Here is a 22,974-nt window from a genome sequence, read left to right as displayed (position 1 = left end):
AACGCTTTGTTTGATGTTACTCAAGGTGTTACCATATGTATCAGTTGTCCAAGTGCAGAGATTTTATCGCTATTGTTTCTCATATAGCTTCCTATTACCCAATTAATCCCAGGTTTAGACCCTTTCTGAATGACTTCACTGTTAGGTTTTAGTGCATACCACCGAAAATCGGTGCTCGCTTTGTTCGTAACTACGTTAGCGTTTGCTGCCAGCTGGCTTCCTGGAACGTCCGTTGCGACAGCGTACGATGATGGGCAGGAGAATATTTACGAAGAGTTCAATACGCCGGTGATTGCAGTGGTCGTTCGCGAGCAAACGTCTGCTCGAAACTCACTTCATGTTCCTATTTTTGATGCCAGAGCTGAGCGATTGGAGATGGTTAGTAAGCTATCCTTGTCTTCAACAGAGGTGTATCTGCATACCGAGACTGTTCGTTATACAGTATCTGAAGATGTTACCCAAAGTAGCTACTCAATTCTGGACGTTGCAACGCAAATGGGCGTTAAGGGCCATCTCGTTGCTGGGATCGCGTACCTAGCAGATATTGGTGTTAGCGGCGATGATTTTGCACTTGACGTGCTGACCTATAACTTTCAGCTTGAAAAGCTCTTAGGTGAGTTGCGGGGCGCAGAGATCAACTGGCTCACAAGTTACAACAAAGGGCGTTACCGCCCTGATCTGATTGATATGGCTACCCTGAATTTTAACGGACTGAGTGGAGATGAGTTTAGCTCGTTAAAGCACGATGACCGGGCTGTTTACCGTACGGAGCTGAGCTACAGCAAAGGTCGCACCGCCATTAAAGCTGCTTTGCTCAGTACAGAAGGGAATCGCGCGATTGTTGTAAATTCGGAGATGAGCGCTGGATACAAACAGAGTGAGGGCGATTATCGAGTCCAATCATTTTCTATAGAAGGCGCCGCAGCAGTCGGTAAGCACGTTTCAATTAACGCTAGCTATGTTACTGAACGCGCCAAAAGTAATATTGCCGACCTGGATCAGTTACTTACTGCGTACGCTGAAAGCCATTACAGGGTTGCTGTTGAACATGCGCTTCCTTTAAAGGGGATGACTCTGGAGTGGGCGTTGAGCAATGCTTATGCGCTATGTGAAACGGCTTGTTTTGAAAAGAGCCAGGAAGAGCGTTTAAGCGTATCGACCAGTTTGCAACTTGGTGATAGCTTTATCGCCAAACTGGCTGTAGATAATTTGTTCAGTGAAGAGTTCGAAGGAACCGAAGCGTCTCCACTATCCGGTATTGCGGGTTTCGCTGCACTGGAGATGTTTTTCTAGGGAATCTCTGTTTAAGTCCATGTGCGTTCTGCGCGAGTCTAAAATTATTTATTGTACTGAGGTGCACTTCGCCGTTAATGATCGTAGCTCTGGTAAGAAGTGCAACACAGAAAAGAATTCCTCTAGTTTTTATGCGCAAGCTGAGACTCGTTCTCGGCAGCGCGGTTGATGATGTGTGTGTACAAGCTCATGAGCTTGGTCAGAATGGGTTGGTAGTCGGGGTGGCGGTCATAGATGGGTTTGACCCGCCTTACATCCTTTAAGACCTCTAGTAGAAATTCTATATCGAAATCGTTGAGAACCTCCCCTTCGTCTACTTTCTTTTCTAATGCCAGCGCATGCGGCAAGCGTTGCGTGTTGAGGCGCTTCATTAAAACTTCTAAAACGCCAACGTCGTCTTCGGGGATCATACTCATATTCGTTTCCTCTGAATCATCTATTATTTTTAGCTCAAAATAGAGAATTCATTTTGATTTTCATCAGCAAACGTTTGGAAAGGCGTTTTTTTGTAAAAAAAAACCCCGCTATAGCGGGGTTTTAATCGCCTTTTCGCCAACTACACTTTAACTTCTTCAATCTCTACTGCAGCGATACGTTTGCCGTCTTCAGCACCTTTAACGAATGCTGAAACCTGATCGAAGTTCATATATCGATAGATATCGGCAGACATCGAGTCCACTTTGCTGGCATATTCCAAATACTCTTCCGGCGTTGGTAATTTACCTAAAATGCCGCCAACGGCTGCGAGCTCCGCTGAAGTGAGGTAAACGTTCGCACCAGCACCCAAGCGATTGGGGAAGTTGCGAGTAGAAGTGGACAGCACCGTGGCATTATCCGCTACGCGAGCCTGGTTACCCATACACAGTGAACAGCCAGGCATTTCCATACGTACGCCCTTAGCACCGAAGATATTGTAATAACCTTCTTCCATCAGTACGTGCTGATCCATTTTGGTGGGGGGCGACATCCAGAAGCGGGTTTTCAATACGCCAGGAGTTTGCTCAAACAGTTTGCCTGCTGCGCGAAAGTGGCCGATGTTGGTCATGCAGGAGCCGATGAAAACTTCGTCTACATTATCGCCAGCCACGCTTGAAAGCAGGCGCGCATCATCTGGATCGTTAGGGGCGCAAACGATGGGCTCTTTAATGTCTGCCAAGTCGATTTCAATTACAGAGGCGTATTCGGCATCGGCATCGGCGGTCATTAAGCTGGGGTTCGCTACCCATTCTTCCATTTTACTGGCGCGACGCTCCAGTGTGCGCTTATCGCCGTAGCCTTCGCTTATCATCCATCGCAGCAATACGATATTGGAACGCAGGTACTGCGCGATGGAGTCTTCGGGCAGTTTGATGGTGCAGCCTGCAGCCGAGCGCTCTGCGGATGCATCGGAAAGTTCGAAGGCCTGCTCAACCGTCAGGTCGCTCAAACCTTCAATCTCCAGAATTCGGCCAGAGAAAATGTTTTTCTTACCTTTCTTTTCTACGGTCAGCAAACCCTGCTGTATGGCATAGTAGGGAATAGCATGAACCAGGTCACGCAAGGTGATACCGGGCTGCATATCACCTTTGAATCGAACCAATATCGATTCGGGCATATCCAGCGGCATAACGCCGGTAGCAGCCGCGAAGGCCACCAGCCCTGAGCCTGCGGGGAAGGAAATACCCATCGGGAAGCGGGTATGGGAGTCGCCGCCGGTGCCGACGGTGTCGGGCAGTAGCATACGGTTCAGCCAGCTGTGGATGATACCGTCGCCGGGGCGCAGGGAGACGCCACCACGGTTCACTATGAAATCGGGCAGGGTATGCTGGGTATCGATATCAACGGGCTTGGGGTAGGCAGCGGTATGACAGAACGATTGCATAGTAAGATCGGCAGAAAAACCGAGGCAAGCGAGATCTTTTAGCTCGTCGCGTGTCATGGGGCCAGTGGTATCCTGGGAGCCTACGGTTGTCATACGTGGTTCACAGTAGGTGCCGGGACGAACGCCTTCACCTTCGGCCAGACCGCAGGCGCGACCAACCATTTTTTGCGCCAGCGTGAAGCCTTTGCCCGTATCTTCGGGGGAGGATGGTATGCGGAACAGCTCTGAGGTTGGCAGGCCCAGGGACTCGCGCGCTTTGGTCGTTAACCCGCGACCAATAATTAAGTTGATACGGCCACCGGCTTGTACTTCATCGAGTAATACGTCTGATTTCAATTCAAACTCTGAAATGACGTCGCCAGTTTCGTTCAAGATTTTTCCGTCGTAAGGACGGATCTCGATAATATCCCCCATACCCAGGTCATCGACCGGAGCTTCAAATACCAGTGCCCCGGCATCTTCCATTGTGTTGTAGAAGATGGGCGCAACTTTGCTACCAATACAGATGCCGCCGCCGCGCTTGTTGGGTACACCTGAAATATCGTCACCAAAGTACCAAAGTACGGAGTTGGTGGCAGATTTACGGGATGAACCCGTGCCTACAACATCACCAACAAAGGCAACTTGAACGCCTTTGGATTTTACTTCCTCTATTTGCGCCAACGGACCTTTCGCGCCGGGCTCTGCGGGCTCTATACCGTCGCGAGCCATTTTGTACATGGCCAAAGCGTGAAGAGGGATATCCGGGCGGGACCAAGCGTCCTGAGCTGGGGATAGGTCGTCAGTGTTGGTTTCACCGGTAACTTTAAATACGGCTACCTTAATAGATTCCGCAACCGCATTGCGGTTAGTGAACCATTCGGCGTCTGCCCAGCTCTGTATAACGGCTTTGGCGTTTGCGTTCCCTGCCTTGGCCTTGTCTTCCACATCGTGGAAAGCATCGAACATCAGTAGAGTGTGCTTGAGTTCCGTGGCAACAAGCTCTCCGAGAACATTGTCATCAAGGAGGGTCACGAGGGTTTCAATATTGTAACCACCGTGCATATTACCCAGAAGCTTTATTGCCGCAGGTTTGTCGATAAGGCCGCAGCTTTCTTCACCCATGGCAACGGCAGACAGGAAACCGGCTTTAACGTAAGCGGCTTCATCCACGCCGGGAGGAACGCGAGTACTTAGCAGATCGAGCAGAACAGCGTCTTCGCCTGTAGGTGGGTTTTTCAGCAGTTGTATCAATTCAGATACCTGCTCTGCGTTTAACGGTTTTGGGGGGATCCCAAGAGCTTCACGTTCGGCAAAATGTTCACGGTAGGCTTCAAGCACAGTCATTGTCCTCTTTTTTAATAGTAAGTTACTCTGTACTACAGGATCTCTGTGTACGAGGCTATCGATAACCAATATCGATGAATTACGGTTTGGGGTGTGGCATTTCTTAAAGTGTTCGGCGCCACATTGTCGCGTTTTTTATACGGTATGACCCTTTAAGGCGATACATAGCGTCATAGGCAAAAAACGGCCCATAAATACCGGGGTGCGAATTCTACCGCAATTTAACCCAATTTCGGTAGTTGCAAAATTTATGGCCCCTATAAGCGCGGGGTTATAGTCTCTATGACTGGTATTTATTTTCGTAAGTGATTATATTTTCCGCGCCGTCTTCCACGGTTTAATAATAAGGATTTAGCCATGAAAAAAGTAGTGTTTTGGGTTTTTATCACGTGTAGCCTGTCGATGGTAGTTTCGGTGAATGCTGCCGACACCGTCGAGAACAAAAGTTATTATAGGGCGCCGTTTACCGCTCAAGCACCGGTTATCGACGGTGTCGCCGATGAAAGCTTTTGGCAAAAGGCTGAATGGAAACATGTGAACCATGTGCTTATTGGCGGCGCGTTATCGGAGGAAGACTTTAGCGGGCGCATGAAGATTGTTTGGGATAACAGCCGGCTTTACCTGCTCGCTGAAATTGTTGATGATGTAATGTCCGATGTCTATGCTGACCCCCTAACACATTTTTGGGACGATGAAGCTCTGGAAATATTTATTGATGAGGATGCTTCTGGCGGTGACCATCAGTTTAACCACAGTGCGTTTGCCTACCACATTGCGCTGGATAATCAGGTGGTGGATTCGGGGCCGGATAAGGCACCGCACCTTTACAACGATCACTTACAGAGCCAATGGAAACGCTATGGTGGCAAAACAGTGTGGGAAGTAGCGATAAAGGTTTTTGATGATTCCTTTGTTGATGGCGATAAAACAGCTAAGCCGGTGCGACTAAAAGCCGGGAAAAAACTCGGTTTTATGCTCGCTTACTGCGATAATGATGGTGGGAAATCACGAGAACATTTTGTTGGTTCAGAAGATATCGTAGCGGTTAATGGCGATAGGAATCGTGGTTGGATCGATGCCAATGTATTTGGTGTTGTAGAGCTGGTTCGTTAGCATTAAACCGTCTGCAAAGGCCCTTGTCTGGGCAAGTAGAATAGTCTTCATTACATGCTTATCTCAAATAGAGCTGTGCTTACTTTTGTAATCCTATGATGCAAGCAATTACCGATTTTTTACTTTGCCCAACACCCGATGAATGGATTGTGGCGGCACTTGAACATCCTGAGCTGCTCTTAATCGATCATGCTAACTGTGAAAAAAAGGCAGCCAGTACAGCGCTGAATCTGATTTATCGGTACGTCGACAATTTTGAGCTTCTGCATAAGATGTCTCGCCTCGCCAGGGAAGAATTAAGGCATTTTGAGCAAGTTATCGCCATTATAGAGAAACGCGGCATTGTTTATACGCAGGAGCCCGCGTCGCGCTATGCGGCGGAGTTACGCAAGCCCATCCGTACCCATGAGCCCGCCAAGCTAATCGATACTCTAATTGTCGGCGGTATTATTGAGGCGCGTTCTTGTGAACGTTTCGCAAAGCTCGCGCCTTATTTGGATGAGGAATTACAACGGTTTTACCTGTCGTTGTTAAAATCAGAAGCTCGTCACTTTGAAGACTATTTGGGGTTGGCGCAAAAAGCTTCGAACGGTGTGGATATATCAAGTCGTATACAGGTTTTTTTGGAATTGGATCGGGAGCTTGTTAACTCGGAAGATGAATGCTTTCGTTTTCATAGTGGTGTTCCCGGTCAAATAGCGTCCCGGTAAAGTGGTCGGGTAGCACAAGCCCAGCTAGACTCAAGTTATTAACGCTGCTATAGCACGAGGCAAAAGCGCTTCCAAATAAGGGTGGTTTGTTTTGGCGAATTCGGTGACGATCGAAAAGGGGCGCGATAAAGTCACGCGCAGAAAGTTTTTCAAGGCGTCACTTGGAGCTGTTGGTGCGATTTCTACTAGCGTTAAAGCACCTTTTGCCTACGCAAAAAAGAATGTCACTCTGCGTGTATTAGGGACCCACGTTACCCTGCAGGAAGAGCTTCGCAGTATGGCAATGGCTGACTTGGGCATCAATATTGAGTACGAAGCCAAGGGTAGTGCCGCAGTACTGCAAAAGGCATCGCTGTTTCCCCAATCGTTTGATCTTTACGAACAGTGGTCAAACAGTATCAATATTCTTTGGCAGTCCGGCTCCATTCAGGCTATTGATAAGTCCCGTATAGTCCATTGGAATGAAGTAAATCCTCTGACCAAAACAGGAAAATTAACCGTTGACGCAAAAATAGGTGCTGGAGATGCACCTTACAAAATTATCAACGTGCAGGCCGATGGCCGTTTAGGCGCTGATCCTGGTAGCCATATTAGTTTTCTCCCTTACGTACACAACGTCGATTCATTTGGTTACAACACCGATGCCATTTCACCCGGTATTCCTTATGAAACAGAAAGTTGGGGCTGGCTGCTGGATGACAAATACAGGGGTAAGGTGGCCGTCGTAAATGCGCCCACTATTGGTATTTTTGATATGGCGCTGGCAGCTCAATCTTTAGGTTTGATGAGCTTTAAGGATATTGGCTCCATGACCCGCGATGAGATTGATCAGCTATTCGCAATATTAGAACGGAAAAAGCAGCGAGGTCATTTCAGTGGTTTTTGGAACTCTGTTCCGGAATCTGTGGCTTTTATGAAAAGCGGAAGAGTGGTCATCGAAAGCATGTTTTCACCGGCTGTTGCGGCGCTTAACGGTTTGAATGTTCCTGTTGTCTACGCGGCACCTAGGGAAGGGTACCGGGGTTGGCACGGCGTAATGTGCCTATCTTCAGCTATAAGCGGACGCACAAAAGATGCCGCGTACGATTATATGAACTGGTGGTTATCCGGTTGGCCTGGGGCTTTTATTGCTCGTCAGGGATACTATATTTCCAATCCTGAACGATCGTGACCTCTGCTTTCAGCGGAGGAGTGGGACTATTGGTACATGGGGAAAAATGCAGAAAAAAATCTAAAGGGTACCGATGGTAATGTTTCTGTGCGTTCTGGCCAAGCGAGGACAGGAGGATCCTACTTAAAGCGGTTTAGTAACGTTGCTGTTTGGAACACGGTAATGCCCACTTATGATTACAGTCTTCAAAAATGGTATGAATTTATTAGCATGTAAGCGCCCATTGGTAACACTGATCTCATGGTAAAGTTCAGCTTTCACTCGATAAAAACTCAAATACTGGTGGCCTTTAGCCTATTGGTTTTGCCACTCGTTGGGTTTACCTATTTCTTTTCTCTGTCACATCAACTGTTCGACAATGCTCTCGATGAGATCATAAAGGCAGAGGCTATTTCCGATTTGCTCAGCGAAGTAGAGCGTGACGTTGTTGATCTGCAGCGGAATGTATTTATTTTCAAAGAAACGGCAAGTAAAAATGCTGTCAATAAAGTCAATGGATTTTATGCCGCCGTAGACGGAAGGTTAAAGAATCTGAAAACGATTTCAACGGCTGAGAACTTATCGGAAACGATTGTTAGAATGCAGGGTCACCTGTCTGAGTTTAAACAGAATTTTGATGTTGTTGTGGGTTTGCGCAACCAGAGGTCAGAGTTGATAAATAAGCATCTTGAATCACAGATTTTTTTTGAAATTGAAAATTATGTTCTCAGTAATCGCAACGCCAACAGCTTGTTGAAGGTGAAAAATGACCTTCTTTTTGCCCATACAGCTTCGCTTTCCTACTTGGAATCTTACGATCATGCTTATATAGATATCTATAAAAAACGTATTATATTGACTCAGAATGGGCTGGATAAGTTGGTGAATAATCATGAGTTCGTGGGTGGGTTTTCCAGCGACTTAAATCTATACGAGAAGAACTTTTTAAGGTTGGTCTCGATTTCGAGGCACTATGTGTACCTTATCAATGTTGTAATGACAGGGTCAGCCAATGAAATACTGTTTCATGCGAAAACGCTGGACGATGCCTTTTTGACCGATTCGAACCTTAGACGTTCTGAAACAAGTAAAAGTATGGCCCGGCAAAATGCGTGGAGTAATTTTTTGTCTGCGCTCGGGATACTGATGGCTGGCTTAGTCTCCGTATTATTTTATTGGCGAATTACTACGCCAATAGAGCGTATAACGAAAGTGTTTTTTGAACTTTCGGAAGGTAACAAGGTTGGTCTTATTCCTGAGCGTCATAGACGAGACGAAATTGGTATGTTGGCGTCGTCTGCTGATGTATTTAAATCCAAAAACGAACAAACTAACCGCCTGCTGGTGGAAACTGAGCGAATGGTTCGCGAGCAAAAAATGCTAAACGAAGAGTTGAGTATTCAAAAAATTAGGGCAGAGAAAGCGCTATCGATAAAAACGGAATTTTTAGCGAATATGTCCCATGAGTTACGTACACCTCTGAATTCAATTATCGGTTTTACTGTCCGGTTAATAAAGCATAGTGATGGATCGGCACCACGGCATATTCAGGCTCTCCACGCTATAGAGCGAAATGGTCGCCATTTGTTGGCGATGATTAACGATGTCTTGGATTTGAGTAAGATAGAGGCGAACAAGTTGGAGTTAAAAGTTTCCGCGGTTAATTTAAGTGATTTGTGTGGGGAGTGTGTGGGGCAGATAAGTACTGCTGCGGAGGAAAAGGGTCTTGAAATAGGATTTGATCCAGTAGCTAATGCGTATGTGAAAACAGATCCTGTGAGAATGCAACAAATTTTACTAAATCTGCTATCCAATGCAATAAAGTATACCGATTCTGGTAGTGTAAAAGTGGAGCTGGAACCCGGCTATGGCGACTTGAATTTTGCCATAAAAGTGTCTGATACGGGAAGAGGGATTACGACGGAAGACCAGGAGAAATTGTTTAGGCGTTTTGAGCAGTTTGAGGATAGTACGCGGTTTGAGGTTGGTCAGGGTACGGGGCTAGGTTTGTCGATTGTTGCTAGCCTCTCGCGCCTATTGGGGGCTGCGGTCACCGTCCGAAGTGAATATGGAAAGGGAAGCTGTTTTACCATACGAGTACCCGCTAGATTTTCTAATGTAGACCAGTTGGAATACTCTGGAATTCAACTGGATTAACGTTCAACCCGACAAGTCCTTTGCGGTCACCTAAGGCAAAAGCCATATTTGATTTGTGTCTAGATAATGCCTATAAATTGGTGCTAGCCTCATTCTTCTACTTTTACACATCACGCCTCTATTCATAATAATCATAATTCAATTTAAGGGTGATATATGTTTACCCGAGCAAACCTCTTTAAAATTGGTGCTGCTACGGCAGCGATTAGCTTTTTTATTACATTGAGTTGGGCGGTTGTCGATACGGGCATTAACGCTACAGGAGACTACGAATTCTGTACCGGTTGTCACTCCCACAAAGCTGCTGGCACCTCTTATCGTGAAGATTTACACGGTGGCAACAATAGAGTTGGTTGGCGTGCCACCTGTAGCGATTGCCATATATCCCATGACAATTCCTTCAGCTACCTTTGGGTAAAAGGTGTCCATGGAATTGTCGATCCCGCCATCGGTTTAGTTAAAGACCCATACGATATTGATTGGCATGCTAAACGAGAAAATCGAGGAACTTATGTGTATGACTCTGGCTGCTTGAATTGTCATAAATATTTAGAGCAAAGCTCTAATGAAAACCGGAGCTCATTTCTTCCTCATCGTAAGTACTTTGCCGAACAAGAAGAACTCACCTGTGTCAGTTGTCACGCGCATGTCGGGCACTCAAATCTTGGGGCTCACCTGCAAGAGCAGGGGTGGCTCAAAAAAGATAGGTTGTAACTCAGGCAGCGACTAGCGCTGTGGGGAGTTAAAAGCTTAAAAATGCAGCCGGATAAAGCAACATAAGGGTTGACCCCTAAATCATTATTGTTGGCGCAAGTATCATTGATAGGAGCTGAAATATAACGCTGCGGGCTCAGGCCCGCAGCGTTTAAATGGCAAAGTGATGTAACGTCAAACCTTCCGAATCTGCTTTAATAAACCAAGCATTTTCACCCCAATCGCCCAAAACCAAACGCTGTGCTTTGTTGCCGTTCACGTCAATGTCGTGAACGGCGGGTCGATGGGTGTGTCCGTGGATAAGTGTAATGACATCGTGGCGTAACAGAGCTGCTGTAACTTCTTCAGCATTTACGTCCATAATATCTTCTGCTTTCATAGCGTTCATCGATTGGCTTTGTGCTCTGAGCTGCTGTGCCATAAGTCTTCGCTGTTCAAGAGGAAGTTGTAATATCTGTTGTTGCCACGCAGGGTTTCGCACCTGAGCACGAAATTGCATGTAAGCCTCGTCGTCGATACAAAGACTGTCACCATGCATTAACAGGGCGGATCGATCCGCCAGCTGAATAACGTGTTCCTCTGGCAATAGTTGTGCGCCTGTAGCCTGGGCGAATTGCGCACCAACAAGGAAGTCACGATTACCATGCTGAAAATACAATGATAGGCCAGCTTGGGTGTAGCTCAGTAGTTTTTGCTGCACGTTAAGCGCGAGCGGATTATCGTCGTCATCACCGACCCAGGCATCAAAAAAGTCTCCAAGAATATACAGCTTGTTGGACGGCGCCTCGGGTATTACCGTTTGCTCGACAAAACGAAAGAAAGCCTCCGCGACAGGCGCGCGGGAAGCTTCTAGGTGTAGGTCTGAGATAAAGTAATCTGTCATAGGGGCTATTCTTCGATAACTTTGGCCGATTCGAGAATAACAGGCTCTACAGGAACATCCTGGTGGCCGTGGGCCGACCCGGTTGCAACAGCTTTGATTTTGTCCACCGCTTCCATACCAGCGACAATTTTACCGAATACGCAATAGCCCCAGCCTTGCATATCTTTGCTTTTATGGTTGAGGAAGTCGTTATCCTTAATGTTGATAAAGAACTGCGAGCTGGCACTATGTGGATCCGAGGTGCGCGCCATAGCAATGGTGCCGTTGTCGTTTTTCAAGCCGTTATCTGCTTCATTTTCGATCTGTGCACGGGTGTCTTTCTGGCTCATATCGGGTGTAAACCCACCACCTTGTACCATAAAACCGTTAATCACTCGGTGGAAAATGGTGCCGTCGTAGAAGCCGTCTTCCACATATTGCTGGAAGTTGGCAGCGCTTTTGGGGGCATTATCGAAATCTAGCTCCAAATCAATATCGCCGTAATTTGTGTGTAATCTAATCATTTGTATGTCCTTAGGTCGTGCGGGGCATGAAGAAAATTGAAAAGCTGCAAAATGAGCCTGCTCAGGGGGCTTGAAGGCGGCTATAATACGCGCTTTTGCCGTGTTGAAAAATAGCCATCCGGCTGTTTGTTTTCTAACTGTAGAAGAGTTGCCCATCTATGAGCCTTGACGAAAAACCCCTGAATTTTCTGGAACAGATCATTAAGAAAGATTTGGCGGACGGGGTGCACCAGAAAGTGATCACCCGTTTCCCTCCAGAACCTAATGGTTATTTACATATTGGTCACGCAAAATCCATATGCTTAAATTTTGGCCTGGCAGAGACCTTTGGTGGTGAATGCAACCTGCGTTTCGACGACACCAATCCCGAAAAAGAAGAGATGGAATACGTTGAAGCCATCAAGGAGGATGTGCGTTGGCTGGGTTTCCAGTGGGCGGGTGATGTTCGCTACGCTTCAAGTTATTTCGATACCCTCTATGGCTGGGCTCAGCATCTAATCAAAGAGGGCAAGGCTTATGTGTGCGATTTGACCCCGGATGAAGCGAGAAAGCACCGGGGAACCCTCACCGAGGCTGGGAAAAATTCTCCATTCCGTGAACGTAGTGCTGAAGAAAGCCTGGACTTACTGGAACGCATGAAGAACGGTGAGTTCGATGAGGGTACCAAAGCGTTGCGCGCAAAGATTGATATGAGTCACGGCAATATGAATATGCGCGACCCCATCCTCTATCGAATTCGCAAACAAACGCACCATCAGACCGGCGACAAGTGGTGCATTTACCCCATGTACGATTTCGCCCACGGCCAGGAAGATGCCATCGAAGGCGTTACGCACTCTATTTGCACGCTGGAATTTGCAGATCACCGCCCGCTATATGAATGGTTTATCGAAAACCTGCCGCTACCAGCAAAACCACGGCAGTATGAATTCGGTCGTTTGAATTTGAGCTATACGGTGATGTCCAAGCGCATTTTAAAGCGTCTAGTAGATGAAAATCATGTGAACGGCTGGGATGATCCCCGTATGCCTACGATAGCGGGTTACCGGCGCCGCGGTTACACGGCAACATCCCTTCGCAAGTTTTGCGATATGATCGGTGTAACCAAATCCGATGGTGTTGTGGATGTGGCCATGCTGGAGCACGCAATTCGTGATGATCTGGATAAAAATGCTCCGCGAGCGATGTGCGTATTGCGGCCTTTAAAAGTGGTGTTAACCAACTATGAAGCAGGCAAAACTGAAACTCTGACGGCCCCAGGCCATCCCAACAGAGATGATTTACCTTCACGTGCATTACCTTTCGGGCATGAGGTTTACATTGACGTTGAAGATTTTCGCGAAGAAAGCAATAAAAAATACAAGCGTTTGGTTATTGGCAAACGTGTCCGTTTACGCAACGCTTATGTTATTGAAGCTGATAAAGCAATTAAAAATGATGCTGGCGATATTATCGAAGTGCATGCGCGGATTATTGAAAATACCCTTGGCCAGAATCCGGAAGATGGCATTAAACCTAAAGGCGTGATCCAGTGGGTTGCTGTACACGACCATACAGAATTTACCGTAAACCTTTACGACCGCTTATTTACCGACGCTGCTCCAGGCGCTGGCAACAAAGATTTTCTTGATAGTTTGAATCCAGACAGCCTAACCGTTTTGGATAATTGTAAAGGCGAGAAAGGCTTGTTAGATGCACGGGTTGGCAAAGGTTACCAGTTTGAGAGGGAGGGATACTTCTGTCGTGATTCAAAATCGGAATCTCTTGTTTTTAACCGCACTATCAGTTTACGTGATAGCTGGGCAAAAATTGCTGACAAATAAATAACGAAGATAAGATCGAATAAAAAATGAGCTTAAGAATTTATAACACTGCCAAGCGAGCTAAAGAAGTATTTGAGCCTATTGTCGCTAACCAGGTGAAAATGTATGTGTGTGGGCCCACTGTTTACAACCTAGTCCACATTGGGAATGCACGGCCGGTTGTGGTTTTTGATACGCTTTTTCGGGTTTTGCGCTATTTGTACGATGATGTCATTTACGCGCGAAACATTACCGACATTGACGACAAAATAATGAAAGCAGCCGCAGAAAATGGTGAGCCTATTAGCCAGTTGGCGAGCCGATATGCGGCAGAATATGATTGTGATATGGCGCAACTCAATGCCTTGCCCCCCACAATCGTTCCCTATGCAACTGAACATCTCGATCAAATGAAAGCCTTAATTCAGGCGCTGGTCGACAAAGGTCACGCCTATGCCGCCGAGGGGCATGTGTTATTTGATGTTCGATCCATGAGTGATTACGGAAAACTCTCTAACCGCTCCCTGGATGATATGTTGGATGGTGCGCGTGTAGAAGTCGCCCCGTATAAAAAATACGGTGGTGATTTTGTGTTGTGGAAGCCAAGCGTCGACAGCGAGCCTGGTTGGGAAAGTCCCTGGGGGAGAGGGCGGCCAGGCTGGCACCTGGAGTGTTCAGCTATGATTGAGAAGCATCTTGGGAACACCATTGATATTCATGGCGGTGGTCGTGATCTTATATTTCCCCACCATGAAAATGAACTTGCCCAAAGCCAGTGCGCTCACGATGGAGAGCAGTATGTAAAGTACTGGATGCACAATGGCTATATCAATATCGACGGTGAGAAAATGTCTAAATCTTTGGGCAATTTCCGCACCGTTAGGGAGTTATTGGAGAGGTATAGCGGTGAGGTTATTCGTTTCGCACTACTCTCTGCCCAGTATCGCTCGGAGTTGGATTTTTCTTTTGAGTTGTTGGAACAATCAAAATCCAGCTTGGATTCGCTGTACGGAGCTCTGCTGAAAGTCGATAGCGAAACTCAGCTCGATCAATCCACGCTCGAACAAAATCCGGGTTTTGCGGCATTGATGGATGATTTGAATACACCATTAGCGATTAGCGAGCTACACCAACTGGCCAAGAAAATTAACAAGGCCGAGGGTAACTCACGGGATGCCCAAGACGCGAAAGGTATGATGTTGGCCCTGGCAGATCTTATGGGAGTTTTGCAGGAAGATGCAGACACGTGGTTTCGTGGAAATGCCGATGAAGATACCGACTGGATTGAAAAGGCTATTACTGATCGGCAGCAGGCTAAGATCGATAAGCAATATGCTCGTGCCGACGAAATTCGTGAGGAGGTGAAAGCAAAAGGCATTTTATTGGAAGATTCACACGAAGGAACAACGTGGCGGAAAGTCTAGGTGACAATATGAGCAAAAAGCTACTATATGGTTTCGTGGTTACAACTTTCCTGCTATGCGGTTGTGCTGAAAAAAAAATGACCGAGGAGTGGTGCGAAGAGATGATGATTAAGCCGAACAAAGAGTGGACGGAAAAAGACGCCCAGCTGTTTGCCCGTGACTGTTTGACCGAATAACAGAGATGTGAGTTTTTTACCTGTATGCATGCTTCTACACTAAATGCGCGTTTTCAGCGAATAAAATCCAACCGTTTATTCGAAACTTTTATTATTGGGATTATTGTGTTTTCTGCGCTGATCGTTGGCGCGAAAACGTACGATGTGCCTCCCACTGCTGAAAAAGTTGTAATACTACTTGATTGGCTTGTTACGCTTATATTTATTGTTGAGCTCACCATACGCTTTTTTGCGGAAGAAAATAAATCTCGCTTTTTTTACAGCGGTTGGAATATTTTCGATACGATAATTGTACTTGTCAGCGTTATTCCAATCGAAAATTCAGATATGGCCATTATTGGTCGTCTTATTCGTATCTTTCGTGTGCTTCGTATGGTGTCTGTTGTGCCTGAGTTGCGCATGCTGATCACCAGTCTGCTAAAAGCCTTACCTCAACTTGCGTATGTGATGCTGTTAATGTTTATTATTTACTATATATACGCAGCCATTGGCAGTACATTTTTTGAAGAGATTAATTCAACGTTATGGGGCGATGTTTCCATTAGCATGCTTACGCTCTTTCGTGTAATGACATTTGAGGATTGGACTGATGTTATGTACGAGACAATGGAGGTTTATTCGTTAAGCTGGATCTATTTTTTATCATTTATATTTTTTACCGCGTTTGCCTTTCTGAATATGGTAATTGGTATTGTTGTTAATGTGATGGAAAAAGAGCATCAGTCTATCGTTGAGGAAGGCCTTAACCGGGACAACGAAGAATTGATAAGTATTCGACATGAGCTGGCAGAGCTAAAAGTACTTTTGAAGGAAAAGCTTTAATGGTTGCTAAGGGCGAGCTGCCGTCGCAAGAGGTGTTGGATAGAGCGTTAGACGTTGTCATAACCCAAGTACAGGAAAAAGAGCGAGAAGCGTTGAATGGCGGTTCACGACAATGCAGTATTAGTGAATATGAGTGTGTTCAGCTTATAAAAAAGGCGAGCCTCTATGCTTGGTCCAGCGATCCCGTTCTCGCTCTATTTCAACAGCATTTTATCTTTCGCCATAGCGCCTACTGTTATCGAGCAGCTTGTGCCGAAGCCCCCCTTGTTGCGATTACGCCCAATGGTTTGACCGTTTATCAATACATCTCTGAGGGGCGTTCCTGCGATAGCGTGTCCACTGATCTGGATAGCTCGTCGGCCCTGGCCGATTATTATCTTAACCTGCAGAATTTTATCGACGCGACGCCAGACACTGTGGCGAGCCAGCTTGCTCAATTCTGGAAAAAATATGGTGCCCGCGACGGCTTCGAAGAAGCTCTTTTACTGCTGGGTTTAGATAATACGGCTAGTAAGAAAGATATTCAGGCACGCTACAGAGTCTTGGCGCAAACCCATCACCCCGATAGGGGGGGTAAGGCAGATATCTTTATCGACATAAAATCCGCCTACCAGCTTTTAAAGCAGTACATGGATTAGTTGTAAATAATGATATTGATGTCACGGGTCAGCAGCTTGTCGAAAAACTAAGTGAGGCCGTCAGTGCTAGGCAAATATGGGCGGCAAAGCGGAGTTTATAGCGAATAAATGAGCATCTTGAGCCCAGTTCTAATACCGTGCCGGCACCGTTGATCGTTGTTCAACAACGTGCTCGCTCGACGCGCGAAAACTCAACATAAGCAACCCCCTGTCTCCATCCTGGTCTATGCTCTGTATAGGCGTAGAAATGGCCACTTTCAACGGTAGATAAAACTCCGAAAATAGACCTACTGAAAAAACCGACGAAAAATGCGTAGCCAAACCCCCAGTGATCTAAAGAAAACTTCTAGTCCACGCAAAACCTTTGGTTTGCGCCTGTCCGGCCAGCTAATCATTGGGTTGGTCGCGCTAATTTCGCTGATTCTGTGCGTCAGTTCTTCCGTTATATGGTTTAAAGGAAAGCCATTACTGGAAGGGTTAGGTCAGCGTTCACAGATACAGCTTGGTCAAAATATCACGCTGGCAATGGAGCAGGAGTTAAGTCAGATTGCTGGTATTGCTAAAAGCCTTGCTGTTGCAGGTGTGTCGCTGCCCAAGGATGAATCGATCTTCCATGCCAGTCTTCCGGCCATACTAAACCAGGTAGGTGAAAACTCCATTATTGCAGGTGGAGGTGTTTGGCCTGAACCGAATGTTTTTAAACAAGGAGTGAACCGCAGAAGTTTTTTCTGGGCCCGAAATTCCGAAGGACAGCTAAAGTATTACAACAACTATAACGATCCTGATGGTATGGGATACCACAGTGAAGAATGGTACGTGCCTGCGCGATTGCTCAAGCCTGGCGAGGTTTATTGGTCTAAATCCTATACTGATCCATACTCTCTTCAGGCTATGGTTACCTGTACTGCACCGATGTTTGAAAAGGGCGTGTTTGTAGGTGTCGCAACGATCGATCTCAAGCTTGATCGGGTATCGCAAATTTTGGATCAGCTGGCAGATGGCGTGGATGCCTATGCATTTGTTGTCGATAGGAATAATAAATTTATAGCTTACCCCTATCCCGATAGAGTGATAACAAAAAGGATGGTGGGTGATAGAGTTACGTCAGATTTTATCTACGCGAATGATTTGGCCGACATTCAACCAAGCTTCTCTGTATACGCGGAAAAATTGGAAAATATTGAACGGCAGCTGATGCACAAATTGACTGAAGATGTAGCGGATTATAGCTTTAATGTCAACATGATTGAGCAGAGCAGCTATCAAATCAATCATAGAGAGGCGAGCAGGATTACCGCTCACTTACTAACATTTAACCCCTCCGAAATGCGATATCCCGAAGAGGTAGGGCGCCTTGATGTTAAGCGGGATAGCATTCTCGCTGAAAGGGCTTCTGTAATTGTTTATCAAATGCCCGCGACAAACTGGAAGGTCATTACCGTATTTAGAACGTCAGCCTATTCAGCGCTAGCGGATACCATTAGCAAAGAATTGATATTCTATATTGCGATAGCTACTTTGTTTTTTGGTGTTCTTGCCTATTTCGGCCTGAGGTTAAACGTGTTAACTCCAATACACTCGATGGTTGATCAATTGACGGCTGCCGCAGAAAGCCAAAATCAGTCTGCACTTTCACTCAACTATAAAAGAAATGATGAGTTGGGGCTTTTGGCCTACTGGTTTAATTTGCGCTCCAAACAGCTAGAAGCAGCTCGTGATGAGGCGCAAAGAGCTAGTCAGGCAAAAACCGAGTTTCTGGCAAAAATGTCTCACGAGTTGAGAACACCACTTAATTCCATTATTGGTTTTAGCCACAGATTGCTCAAAAAAATTGATAGAGGAGGGAACGAATTTTTATTGGAAGCGTTGAGCAGAATTAATAGCAATGGAAATTATTTGCTTGAGTTGGTCGATGATATTCTTGATATTGCTTCAATAGAGGTCGGTGCAGCACGCCTGCATATTAGTCGGTGTACGCTTGAAGATATTTTCAAAGAGGTTGGCTCTGAAGTTCGTTTGTTTACGGATGAAAAAAGAATTGATTTTTACATTCATCCATACCCCAAAAGTTTGGTTCTTCATTGTGATAAGAATAAAATAATACAAGTGTTGACGAATTTTATCTCGAATTCCGTCAAATTGACGTCTCATGGCTCCGTTAGCTTACGAGTAATAGAGGATGAGCGCAGCCCAGATTGTGTAAAGTTCGAAATTTCTGATAACGGAATAGGTATTTCCGAATATGATCAAAAAAAATTATTTGAAAAAATCAGGCCGTTTGATGATCCTCTCGGCGCAGCGCGAGGAACAGGTCTGGGTCTGTATTTGACCCATAAATTTATCAAGATGCATGGCGGCGAAGTGTCAGTTTCTAGTGAGTTGGGTAAAGGGTCTGTTTTTACGTTTTTCATTCTGAAGGACTGTAAGCCACTAGACGATTGATTTTATTCAAGCAGCCGTTCAGGTAATGCGCTCCAAATAGATTTAAATGGTTAAAACTGTGGTACAGGTTGTACAGCGTTTTTCTTTTGCTGTAATGTTTGTTGAGGGGGTATGTTTCGTTGTACCCCCGGTAAAAATCGCTATTAAAACCGCCGAATAACTCTGTCATGGCAATGTCTGTTTCCCTGTCGCCGTAGTAGCAGGCAGGGTCGAATATTACCGGCCTCCCTTCGGTATCAAAGCCAGAATTGCCATGCCAAAGATCGCCATGTAAAAGGCAGGGTGGCGGGTTGTGGTTTTGCAGGAGACGTTCAATCGACTGATATAGCGGTTTCTCTTTATTAATTAGAGCATCCCTGAAACCATTTTGATATGCCAGCTTAAGCTGAGGCTCCAATCTACAGTTTAGCCAAAACCCAAGCCAGTCGCCGTGATGTGTGTTTTTCTGTGGTGTACTGCCAATATAATTTTTGTAATCTAGACCATAGTCAGCCCTAGTCGTACTTTGTTGGTGAAGCTCGGCAATGGCGTTACCAAGTTTATATTGGTTTCCACTTGCGTTAATTGGAATGCATTCAAGCAATAGATATTGTCGGTCTTTAAGTTCACCGAGGGCAATTGGCTTTGGGCACCTAATACGTTCGATAGATGCCAGAAGTGAAAGTCCGTCAAATTCCGAAGAAAAGAAATTTCGCTTAACGTTACTGCTGATTTTTAAAAAATAGCTTTGTTGGCTTGAAATAACGCTATAGCTCTGATTGATGTCGCCTCCGGGTGTGGAAATAAACTTGAGACCCTGCTTCGCGGCAATATGGTGGGATTCAATCAATTGTAGACCTATGGCGTTGAGCGTTGCCTCGTCGAGGCTCATTTTCTACTTCTGGCCTCACTTTTTGTCGGTATAATGCTGTCTCAATCTTATGACTGAAGGGTAACAGATGATAGGTAAAGTGTTAGCAGGGCTGATCGGGCTCATGACTCTAGGGCCCTGGGGCGCTATTATTGGTGTTTTCGTTGGCCATATTTTCGATCGTGGACGCCTGAAGCTGCAGAGTCAGTATAATCCTCAACGAAGAGCCGAAATCGAGCATGCTTTTTTTCAGGCGGTATTTCCATTGTTGGGTTATATAGCTAAGGCTGATGGTCGGGTCTCCGAAGACGAAATTGCGGGTACAGAACAGTTAATGACTAAAATGAACCTGTCAGCTGATACGCGCAATAAAGCCATACAATTATTTAAGCAGGGTACCCATAACGATTTTTCCGTCGATGACACTATAGATGAGTTTAATCGACAGTGCAGTAATGCTGGCGATTTAAAGCAGATCCTTCTTGTATACCTTATTACCCTGGCTTTTGCCGACGGCCATTTCCACGAGGCTGAGGAGCGCATACTGGCTCAGGTTGCCAGTGATTTGGGTTACTCCCGCTTCGCGTTTAACCATTTAGTCGGAATGGTCAAAGCCCAACGTTACTTTTATCAGGGAGGTCAGGGGAGAGGGCAACAGTCCTACTCTGAAGTTGGGAGCAGTAGGCCTGATGATATTGCACGAGCGTATGAAGCGTTAGGCGTAAGGGCAGAATCCTCGGATACTGAAATAAAACGCGCTTACCGCAAGCTCATGAGCGAGTATCATCCAGACAAACTGACTGGGCGAGGCGTTCCTGAAGATATGGTTAAAGTAGCTACAGAGAGAACCCAGGAAATTCAAACTGCCTACGATCTAATTAAGACGTCGCGTAAAACCTGATGTCAAAATATCGCTTTCGATATTGGATGCATTTCATTTTGACATTCGCTGTGATTTTCGGTGCTTCCAATTTACATGCTTGGAATGTAAAGGGGCATTCCGTGATTGCGCTTAAAGTATATGAATCGTTACCTAAAAATACTGCAGAACTCTATCAGAAGCGAGCAGCTCTTTTATATAAGCATTACGGCACAAAAGGCCACCTTCGAAACGGCGGGGATCAATGTGTTAGGCATCATGAGATTTGTTTTCTGGGTTACTGGTTCGATACTGTCAAAGGCGAACCTCTAAATAAACTTTTCCAATCATCTGGTGGCAGAATACCGGCCGCTTTTGAACAATATGAAAATCAAATAACGGCCAACTGGCATTATCACAATGTTTTTTATCATCAGGAATCTGCAGAATTTTTCCCGAATTGTGCGAGACAAAACGATGGAATGTTACTGAAAATACTCCCAGTTTTGGAGGATGCTATGCGCGACTCCAAAACACCTTCAGAGCAGGCGCTTTTATTAAGTTTTGCTGTTCATTTACTGTCGGATTTACATCAACCACTCCATACTATTACTAGCGTTGACGATAGCTGTAATCATGATAGGGGTGGTAATAATCAATGTATGGACAAGGGTAAATCGAAATGCAAGCAATCTCTACACAATTATTGGGATGCTGGGGCTGGGCTATTTGTTCAGAGTGGCGCTGAAACTCTGCCAAAGACTACTCAGATTACCGGAATAAAAGAGTTTCCGTATGGTCGTTGGCTCGCAGAGAACAGTGGATACGCAAGTAGCATTTATCATTACTTTAATGAATTGTCAGGGGCTGACTACCAAATTTATGCGCAAAAAACCAGTTTCCAGAGGAGTCAATTGGCAGTAGAGCGTATCAGTGAGTGGGCCAGCTATTTTCTAACGTTAGAACATAAGGATTGAGGTGTGCGAAAAACGGTTGTGGTGACGGGGTGCTCTTCTGGTATTGGCCGCTATGCGGCGAAACGCTTGGTTACTCTTGGCTACAAAGTAATTGCAACGGTTCGCAACAAAGCTGATGTTCAACCGCTACAGCTTGAGGGGGTTGATCATGTTGTTTTGTTGGATCTGGCTGAATCGGAATCGATTCAATTTGCGGTAAAGAAAATTTTAACAATTGCGGATGGTCAGGTTTACGCGTTATTTAATAACGCGGCCTATGGCCAGCCTGGAGCGGTAGAAGATTTAACAAGAGATTCATTGCGAAAGCAGTTTGAAGTGAATTTGTTTGGAACACATGAGTTAACGATAAGACTTCTACCTTCGATGTTGAAAATGGAGGACGCGCGAATAATCCAGAACAGTTCTGTTTTGGGGTTCGTTGCCATGCCTTTTCGTGGAGCCTATAACGCCAGTAAGTTTGCACTGGAGGGATTAACCGATACGTTACGATTAGAATTGAAGAGCAGCCCGGTAAAAATTTCTATAATAGAGCCTGGACCAATTCTTTCCCGTTTTCGGCAGAACGCGTTAAAAGCGCTTGAGGATAATGTCGATATCCAAGCAAGCCGACATGCAGAAAAATACGAGGCAGCGCAGGCGAGATTGCGCAGGGACGGGGCGGCAGTACCGTTTACCCTGGGGCCGGATGCAGTATTTTCAAAATTGATACATGCTCTTGAGTCTAAAAACCCAAAAAAACGCTATAGAGTTACCTTACCAACGTACCTTATGGCTGTTTTAAGAGTGGTAATGCCAACAGGCTTAATGGATAAAATATTAATCGCTGGTGGACAATAACATAACGCACTGCAGTCGTTAGCAAGCCGTTGAGCACTGTTGTTTTTATCAGTAAAACGCAATTGCCGCGCACAAAAATATATGCAGCAGTATGCTGTGGCTTATCGCACCGCCGGGGTAGTAATAAGGGCTTGCCGATTACTTGTCTATTTAAAAACAGGTAGCAGCTGTATAGGTCAACTTGTACTTTAAGCAGGTTCGACGCTTTCTGCTTGCGGTCCTTTCTGGCCCTGTCCTTCAATAAAGGTAACGGTTTGACCTTCTTTTAATGTTTTAAAGCCGGCGCCCGTAATATTACTGAAGTGTACGAAAAGATCGGCTCCTCCTTCGCGGGAGATAAAACCATAACCTTTACTCTCGTTGAACCACTTAACGGTTCCATTTAGTTTGTCTGACATTGTCTTTGCTTTAACCTTTCTCTGTGCTACAAATTAACC

At 45.7% G+C, this 22,974-nt stretch carries 21 protein-coding genes; 15 read left to right on the top strand and 6 right to left on the bottom strand.

The annotated features are described in order from the left end of the window. Positions 1-129: 129 nt before the first annotated feature. On the top strand, positions 130-1,293 hold the full coding sequence (locus H5715_RS06150; protein ID WP_075187376.1) for a hypothetical protein: 1,164 nt from the start codon (positions 130-132) through the stop codon (positions 1,291-1,293). A 122-nt stretch (positions 1,294-1,415) separates the two neighbouring features. On the opposite strand, the gene H5715_RS06145 is transcribed toward H5715_RS06150, so the two are convergent. Together H5715_RS06145 and acnB are read right to left on the bottom strand one after the other, a co-directional pair. Next, positions 1,416-1,709 carry a hypothetical protein gene (locus tag H5715_RS06145; protein ID WP_075187377.1) on the bottom strand — a complete coding sequence of 98 codons (294 nt, stop codon included), beginning with the start codon at positions 1,707-1,709 and terminating at the stop codon, positions 1,416-1,418. 140 nt (positions 1,710-1,849) lie between these two features. Then, positions 1,850-4,474: a bifunctional aconitate hydratase 2/2-methylisocitrate dehydratase gene (gene acnB / locus H5715_RS06140; protein ID WP_221892374.1), complete on the bottom strand. Its 2,625-nt coding sequence runs from the start codon at positions 4,472-4,474 to the stop codon at positions 1,850-1,852. A gap of 363 nt (positions 4,475-4,837) precedes the next feature. On the opposite strand from acnB, the gene H5715_RS06135 reads away from it, so the two are divergent. From H5715_RS06135 to H5715_RS06115, 5 genes are all read left to right on the top strand, one after another. Next, positions 4,838-5,593: a sugar-binding protein gene (locus tag H5715_RS06135; RefSeq protein ID WP_075187379.1), complete on the top strand. Its 756-nt coding sequence runs from the start codon at positions 4,838-4,840 to the stop codon at positions 5,591-5,593. Between the two features lie 95 nt (positions 5,594-5,688). Next, positions 5,689-6,303, top strand: a complete 615-nt coding sequence (locus tag H5715_RS06130; RefSeq protein ID WP_075187380.1) for a MiaE family protein — start codon at positions 5,689-5,691, stop codon at positions 6,301-6,303. A 103-nt stretch (positions 6,304-6,406) separates the two neighbouring features. Continuing rightward, positions 6,407-7,474, top strand: a complete 1,068-nt coding sequence (locus H5715_RS06125; RefSeq protein WP_246434714.1) for an ABC transporter substrate-binding protein — start codon at positions 6,407-6,409, stop codon at positions 7,472-7,474. 240 nt (positions 7,475-7,714) lie between these two features. After that, on the top strand, positions 7,715-9,610 hold the full coding sequence (locus H5715_RS06120; protein ID WP_075187381.1) for a HAMP domain-containing histidine kinase: 1,896 nt from the start codon (positions 7,715-7,717) through the stop codon (positions 9,608-9,610). 156 nt (positions 9,611-9,766) lie between these two features. Then, the gene (locus tag H5715_RS06115; RefSeq protein WP_075187382.1) at positions 9,767-10,324 is read left to right on the top strand and encodes a cytochrome c3 family protein; all 558 of its coding nucleotides are present in this window, start codon (positions 9,767-9,769) and stop codon (positions 10,322-10,324) included. Positions 10,325-10,475: 151 nt separating this feature from the next. Here the strand turns inward: H5715_RS06115 and H5715_RS06110 are convergent, their stop codons facing one another. Then, positions 10,476-11,207, bottom strand: coding sequence for a UDP-2,3-diacylglucosamine diphosphatase (locus H5715_RS06110; RefSeq protein WP_185906606.1), 732 nt, complete (start codon positions 11,205-11,207; stop codon positions 10,476-10,478). A gap of 5 nt (positions 11,208-11,212) precedes the next feature. Next, positions 11,213-11,710, bottom strand: coding sequence for a peptidylprolyl isomerase (locus H5715_RS06105; RefSeq protein WP_075187510.1), 498 nt, complete (start codon positions 11,708-11,710; stop codon positions 11,213-11,215). A 158-nt stretch (positions 11,711-11,868) separates the two neighbouring features. On the opposite strand from H5715_RS06105, the gene H5715_RS06100 reads away from it, so the two are divergent. From H5715_RS06100 to H5715_RS06075, 6 genes are all read left to right on the top strand, one after another. Next, on the top strand, positions 11,869-13,533 hold the full coding sequence (locus H5715_RS06100) for a glutamine--tRNA ligase/YqeY domain fusion protein (protein ID WP_185906605.1): 1,665 nt from the start codon (positions 11,869-11,871) through the stop codon (positions 13,531-13,533). 26 nt (positions 13,534-13,559) lie between these two features. After that, positions 13,560-14,936: a cysteine--tRNA ligase gene (cysS, locus tag H5715_RS06095; RefSeq protein WP_075187384.1), complete on the top strand. Its 1,377-nt coding sequence runs from the start codon at positions 13,560-13,562 to the stop codon at positions 14,934-14,936. Between the two features lie 8 nt (positions 14,937-14,944). Further along, positions 14,945-15,112, top strand: coding sequence for a DUF3012 domain-containing protein (locus tag H5715_RS06090; protein ID WP_083608198.1), 168 nt, complete (start codon positions 14,945-14,947; stop codon positions 15,110-15,112). Positions 15,113-15,136: 24 nt separating this feature from the next. Continuing rightward, positions 15,137-15,934, top strand: a complete 798-nt coding sequence (locus tag H5715_RS06085) for an ion transporter (protein ID WP_075187385.1) — start codon at positions 15,137-15,139, stop codon at positions 15,932-15,934. After that, positions 15,934-16,572, top strand: a complete 639-nt coding sequence (locus tag H5715_RS20195; RefSeq protein WP_075187386.1) for a DNA-J related domain-containing protein — start codon at positions 15,934-15,936, stop codon at positions 16,570-16,572. The genes H5715_RS06085 and H5715_RS20195 overlap by 1 nt, the downstream gene beginning before the upstream one ends. 309 nt (positions 16,573-16,881) lie before the next feature. Continuing rightward, positions 16,882-19,014: a sensor histidine kinase gene (locus tag H5715_RS06075; protein ID WP_075187387.1), complete on the top strand. Its 2,133-nt coding sequence runs from the start codon at positions 16,882-16,884 to the stop codon at positions 19,012-19,014. On the opposite strand, the gene H5715_RS06070 is transcribed toward H5715_RS06075, so the two are convergent. Next, on the bottom strand, positions 18,980-19,885 hold the full coding sequence (locus H5715_RS06070; protein ID WP_075187388.1) for a fructosamine kinase family protein: 906 nt from the start codon (positions 19,883-19,885) through the stop codon (positions 18,980-18,982). The two genes, H5715_RS06075 and H5715_RS06070, sit on opposite strands and share 35 nt — an antisense overlap. Before the next feature lie 67 nt (positions 19,886-19,952). Between H5715_RS06070 and djlA the strand changes: the two genes are divergently transcribed. The 3 genes from djlA to H5715_RS06055 are packed head-to-tail and all read left to right on the top strand — an operon-like array spanning position 19,953 to position 22,537. Beyond that, entirely contained in the window at positions 19,953-20,765 is an 813-nt protein-coding gene (gene djlA / locus H5715_RS06065; RefSeq protein ID WP_075187389.1) for a co-chaperone DjlA, read from the top strand. Continuing rightward, the gene (locus tag H5715_RS06060) at positions 20,765-21,700 is read left to right on the top strand and encodes a S1/P1 nuclease (protein ID WP_075187390.1); all 936 of its coding nucleotides are present in this window, start codon (positions 20,765-20,767) and stop codon (positions 21,698-21,700) included. The genes djlA and H5715_RS06060 overlap by 1 nt, the downstream gene beginning before the upstream one ends. Before the next feature lie 3 nt (positions 21,701-21,703). Next, a complete protein-coding gene (locus H5715_RS06055; RefSeq protein WP_075187391.1) occupies positions 21,704-22,537 on the top strand; it encodes an SDR family NAD(P)-dependent oxidoreductase in 834 nt (277 codons plus the stop codon). 188 nt (positions 22,538-22,725) lie between these two features. Here H5715_RS06055 and H5715_RS06050 read toward each other — a convergent pair whose 3' ends face one another. Next, a complete protein-coding gene (locus H5715_RS06050; protein WP_075187392.1) occupies positions 22,726-22,935 on the bottom strand; it encodes a cold-shock protein in 210 nt (69 codons plus the stop codon). Between the last annotated feature and the right edge of the window lie 39 nt (positions 22,936-22,974).

The sequence above is a fragment of the Teredinibacter haidensis genome (genome assembly GCF_014211975.1).
GTDB lineage: Bacteria > Pseudomonadota > Gammaproteobacteria > Pseudomonadales > Cellvibrionaceae > Teredinibacter > Teredinibacter haidensis.
Note: the sequence above shows the minus strand (reverse complement) of the source record. Positions and strands in the feature narration are given on the sequence as shown.

Excerpts from the sequence above, each read along its gene's own strand:
- H5715_RS06150 (WP_075187376.1), top strand. The coding sequence starts at position 130 with ATGACTTCACTGTTAGGTTTTAGTGCATACCACCGAAAATCGGTGCTC.
- H5715_RS06145 (WP_075187377.1), bottom strand. The coding sequence starts at position 1,709 with ATGAGTATGATCCCCGAAGACGACGTTGGCGTTTTAGAAGTTTTAATG.
- H5715_RS06135 (WP_075187379.1), top strand. The coding sequence starts at position 4,838 with ATGAAAAAAGTAGTGTTTTGGGTTTTTATCACGTGTAGCCTGTCGATG.
- H5715_RS06130 (WP_075187380.1), top strand. The coding sequence starts at position 5,689 with ATGATGCAAGCAATTACCGATTTTTTACTTTGCCCAACACCCGATGAA.
- H5715_RS06120 (WP_075187381.1), top strand. The coding sequence starts at position 7,715 with ATGGTAAAGTTCAGCTTTCACTCGATAAAAACTCAAATACTGGTGGCC.
- H5715_RS06115 (WP_075187382.1), top strand. The coding sequence starts at position 9,767 with ATGTTTACCCGAGCAAACCTCTTTAAAATTGGTGCTGCTACGGCAGCG.
- H5715_RS06110 (WP_185906606.1), bottom strand. The coding sequence starts at position 11,207 with ATGACAGATTACTTTATCTCAGACCTACACCTAGAAGCTTCCCGCGCG.
- H5715_RS06105 (WP_075187510.1), bottom strand. The coding sequence starts at position 11,710 with ATGATTAGATTACACACAAATTACGGCGATATTGATTTGGAGCTAGAT.
- H5715_RS06100 (WP_185906605.1), top strand. The coding sequence starts at position 11,869 with ATGAGCCTTGACGAAAAACCCCTGAATTTTCTGGAACAGATCATTAAG.
- cysS (WP_075187384.1), top strand. The coding sequence starts at position 13,560 with ATGAGCTTAAGAATTTATAACACTGCCAAGCGAGCTAAAGAAGTATTT.
- H5715_RS06090 (WP_083608198.1), top strand. The coding sequence starts at position 14,945 with ATGAGCAAAAAGCTACTATATGGTTTCGTGGTTACAACTTTCCTGCTA.
- H5715_RS06085 (WP_075187385.1), top strand. The coding sequence starts at position 15,137 with ATGCATGCTTCTACACTAAATGCGCGTTTTCAGCGAATAAAATCCAAC.
- H5715_RS20195 (WP_075187386.1), top strand. The coding sequence starts at position 15,934 with ATGGTTGCTAAGGGCGAGCTGCCGTCGCAAGAGGTGTTGGATAGAGCG.
- H5715_RS06075 (WP_075187387.1), top strand. The coding sequence starts at position 16,882 with ATGCGTAGCCAAACCCCCAGTGATCTAAAGAAAACTTCTAGTCCACGC.
- H5715_RS06070 (WP_075187388.1), bottom strand. The coding sequence starts at position 19,885 with ATGAGCCTCGACGAGGCAACGCTCAACGCCATAGGTCTACAATTGATT.
- djlA (WP_075187389.1), top strand. The coding sequence starts at position 19,953 with ATGATAGGTAAAGTGTTAGCAGGGCTGATCGGGCTCATGACTCTAGGG.
- H5715_RS06060 (WP_075187390.1), top strand. The coding sequence starts at position 20,765 with ATGTCAAAATATCGCTTTCGATATTGGATGCATTTCATTTTGACATTC.
- H5715_RS06050 (WP_075187392.1), bottom strand. The coding sequence starts at position 22,935 with ATGTCAGACAAACTAAATGGAACCGTTAAGTGGTTCAACGAGAGTAAA.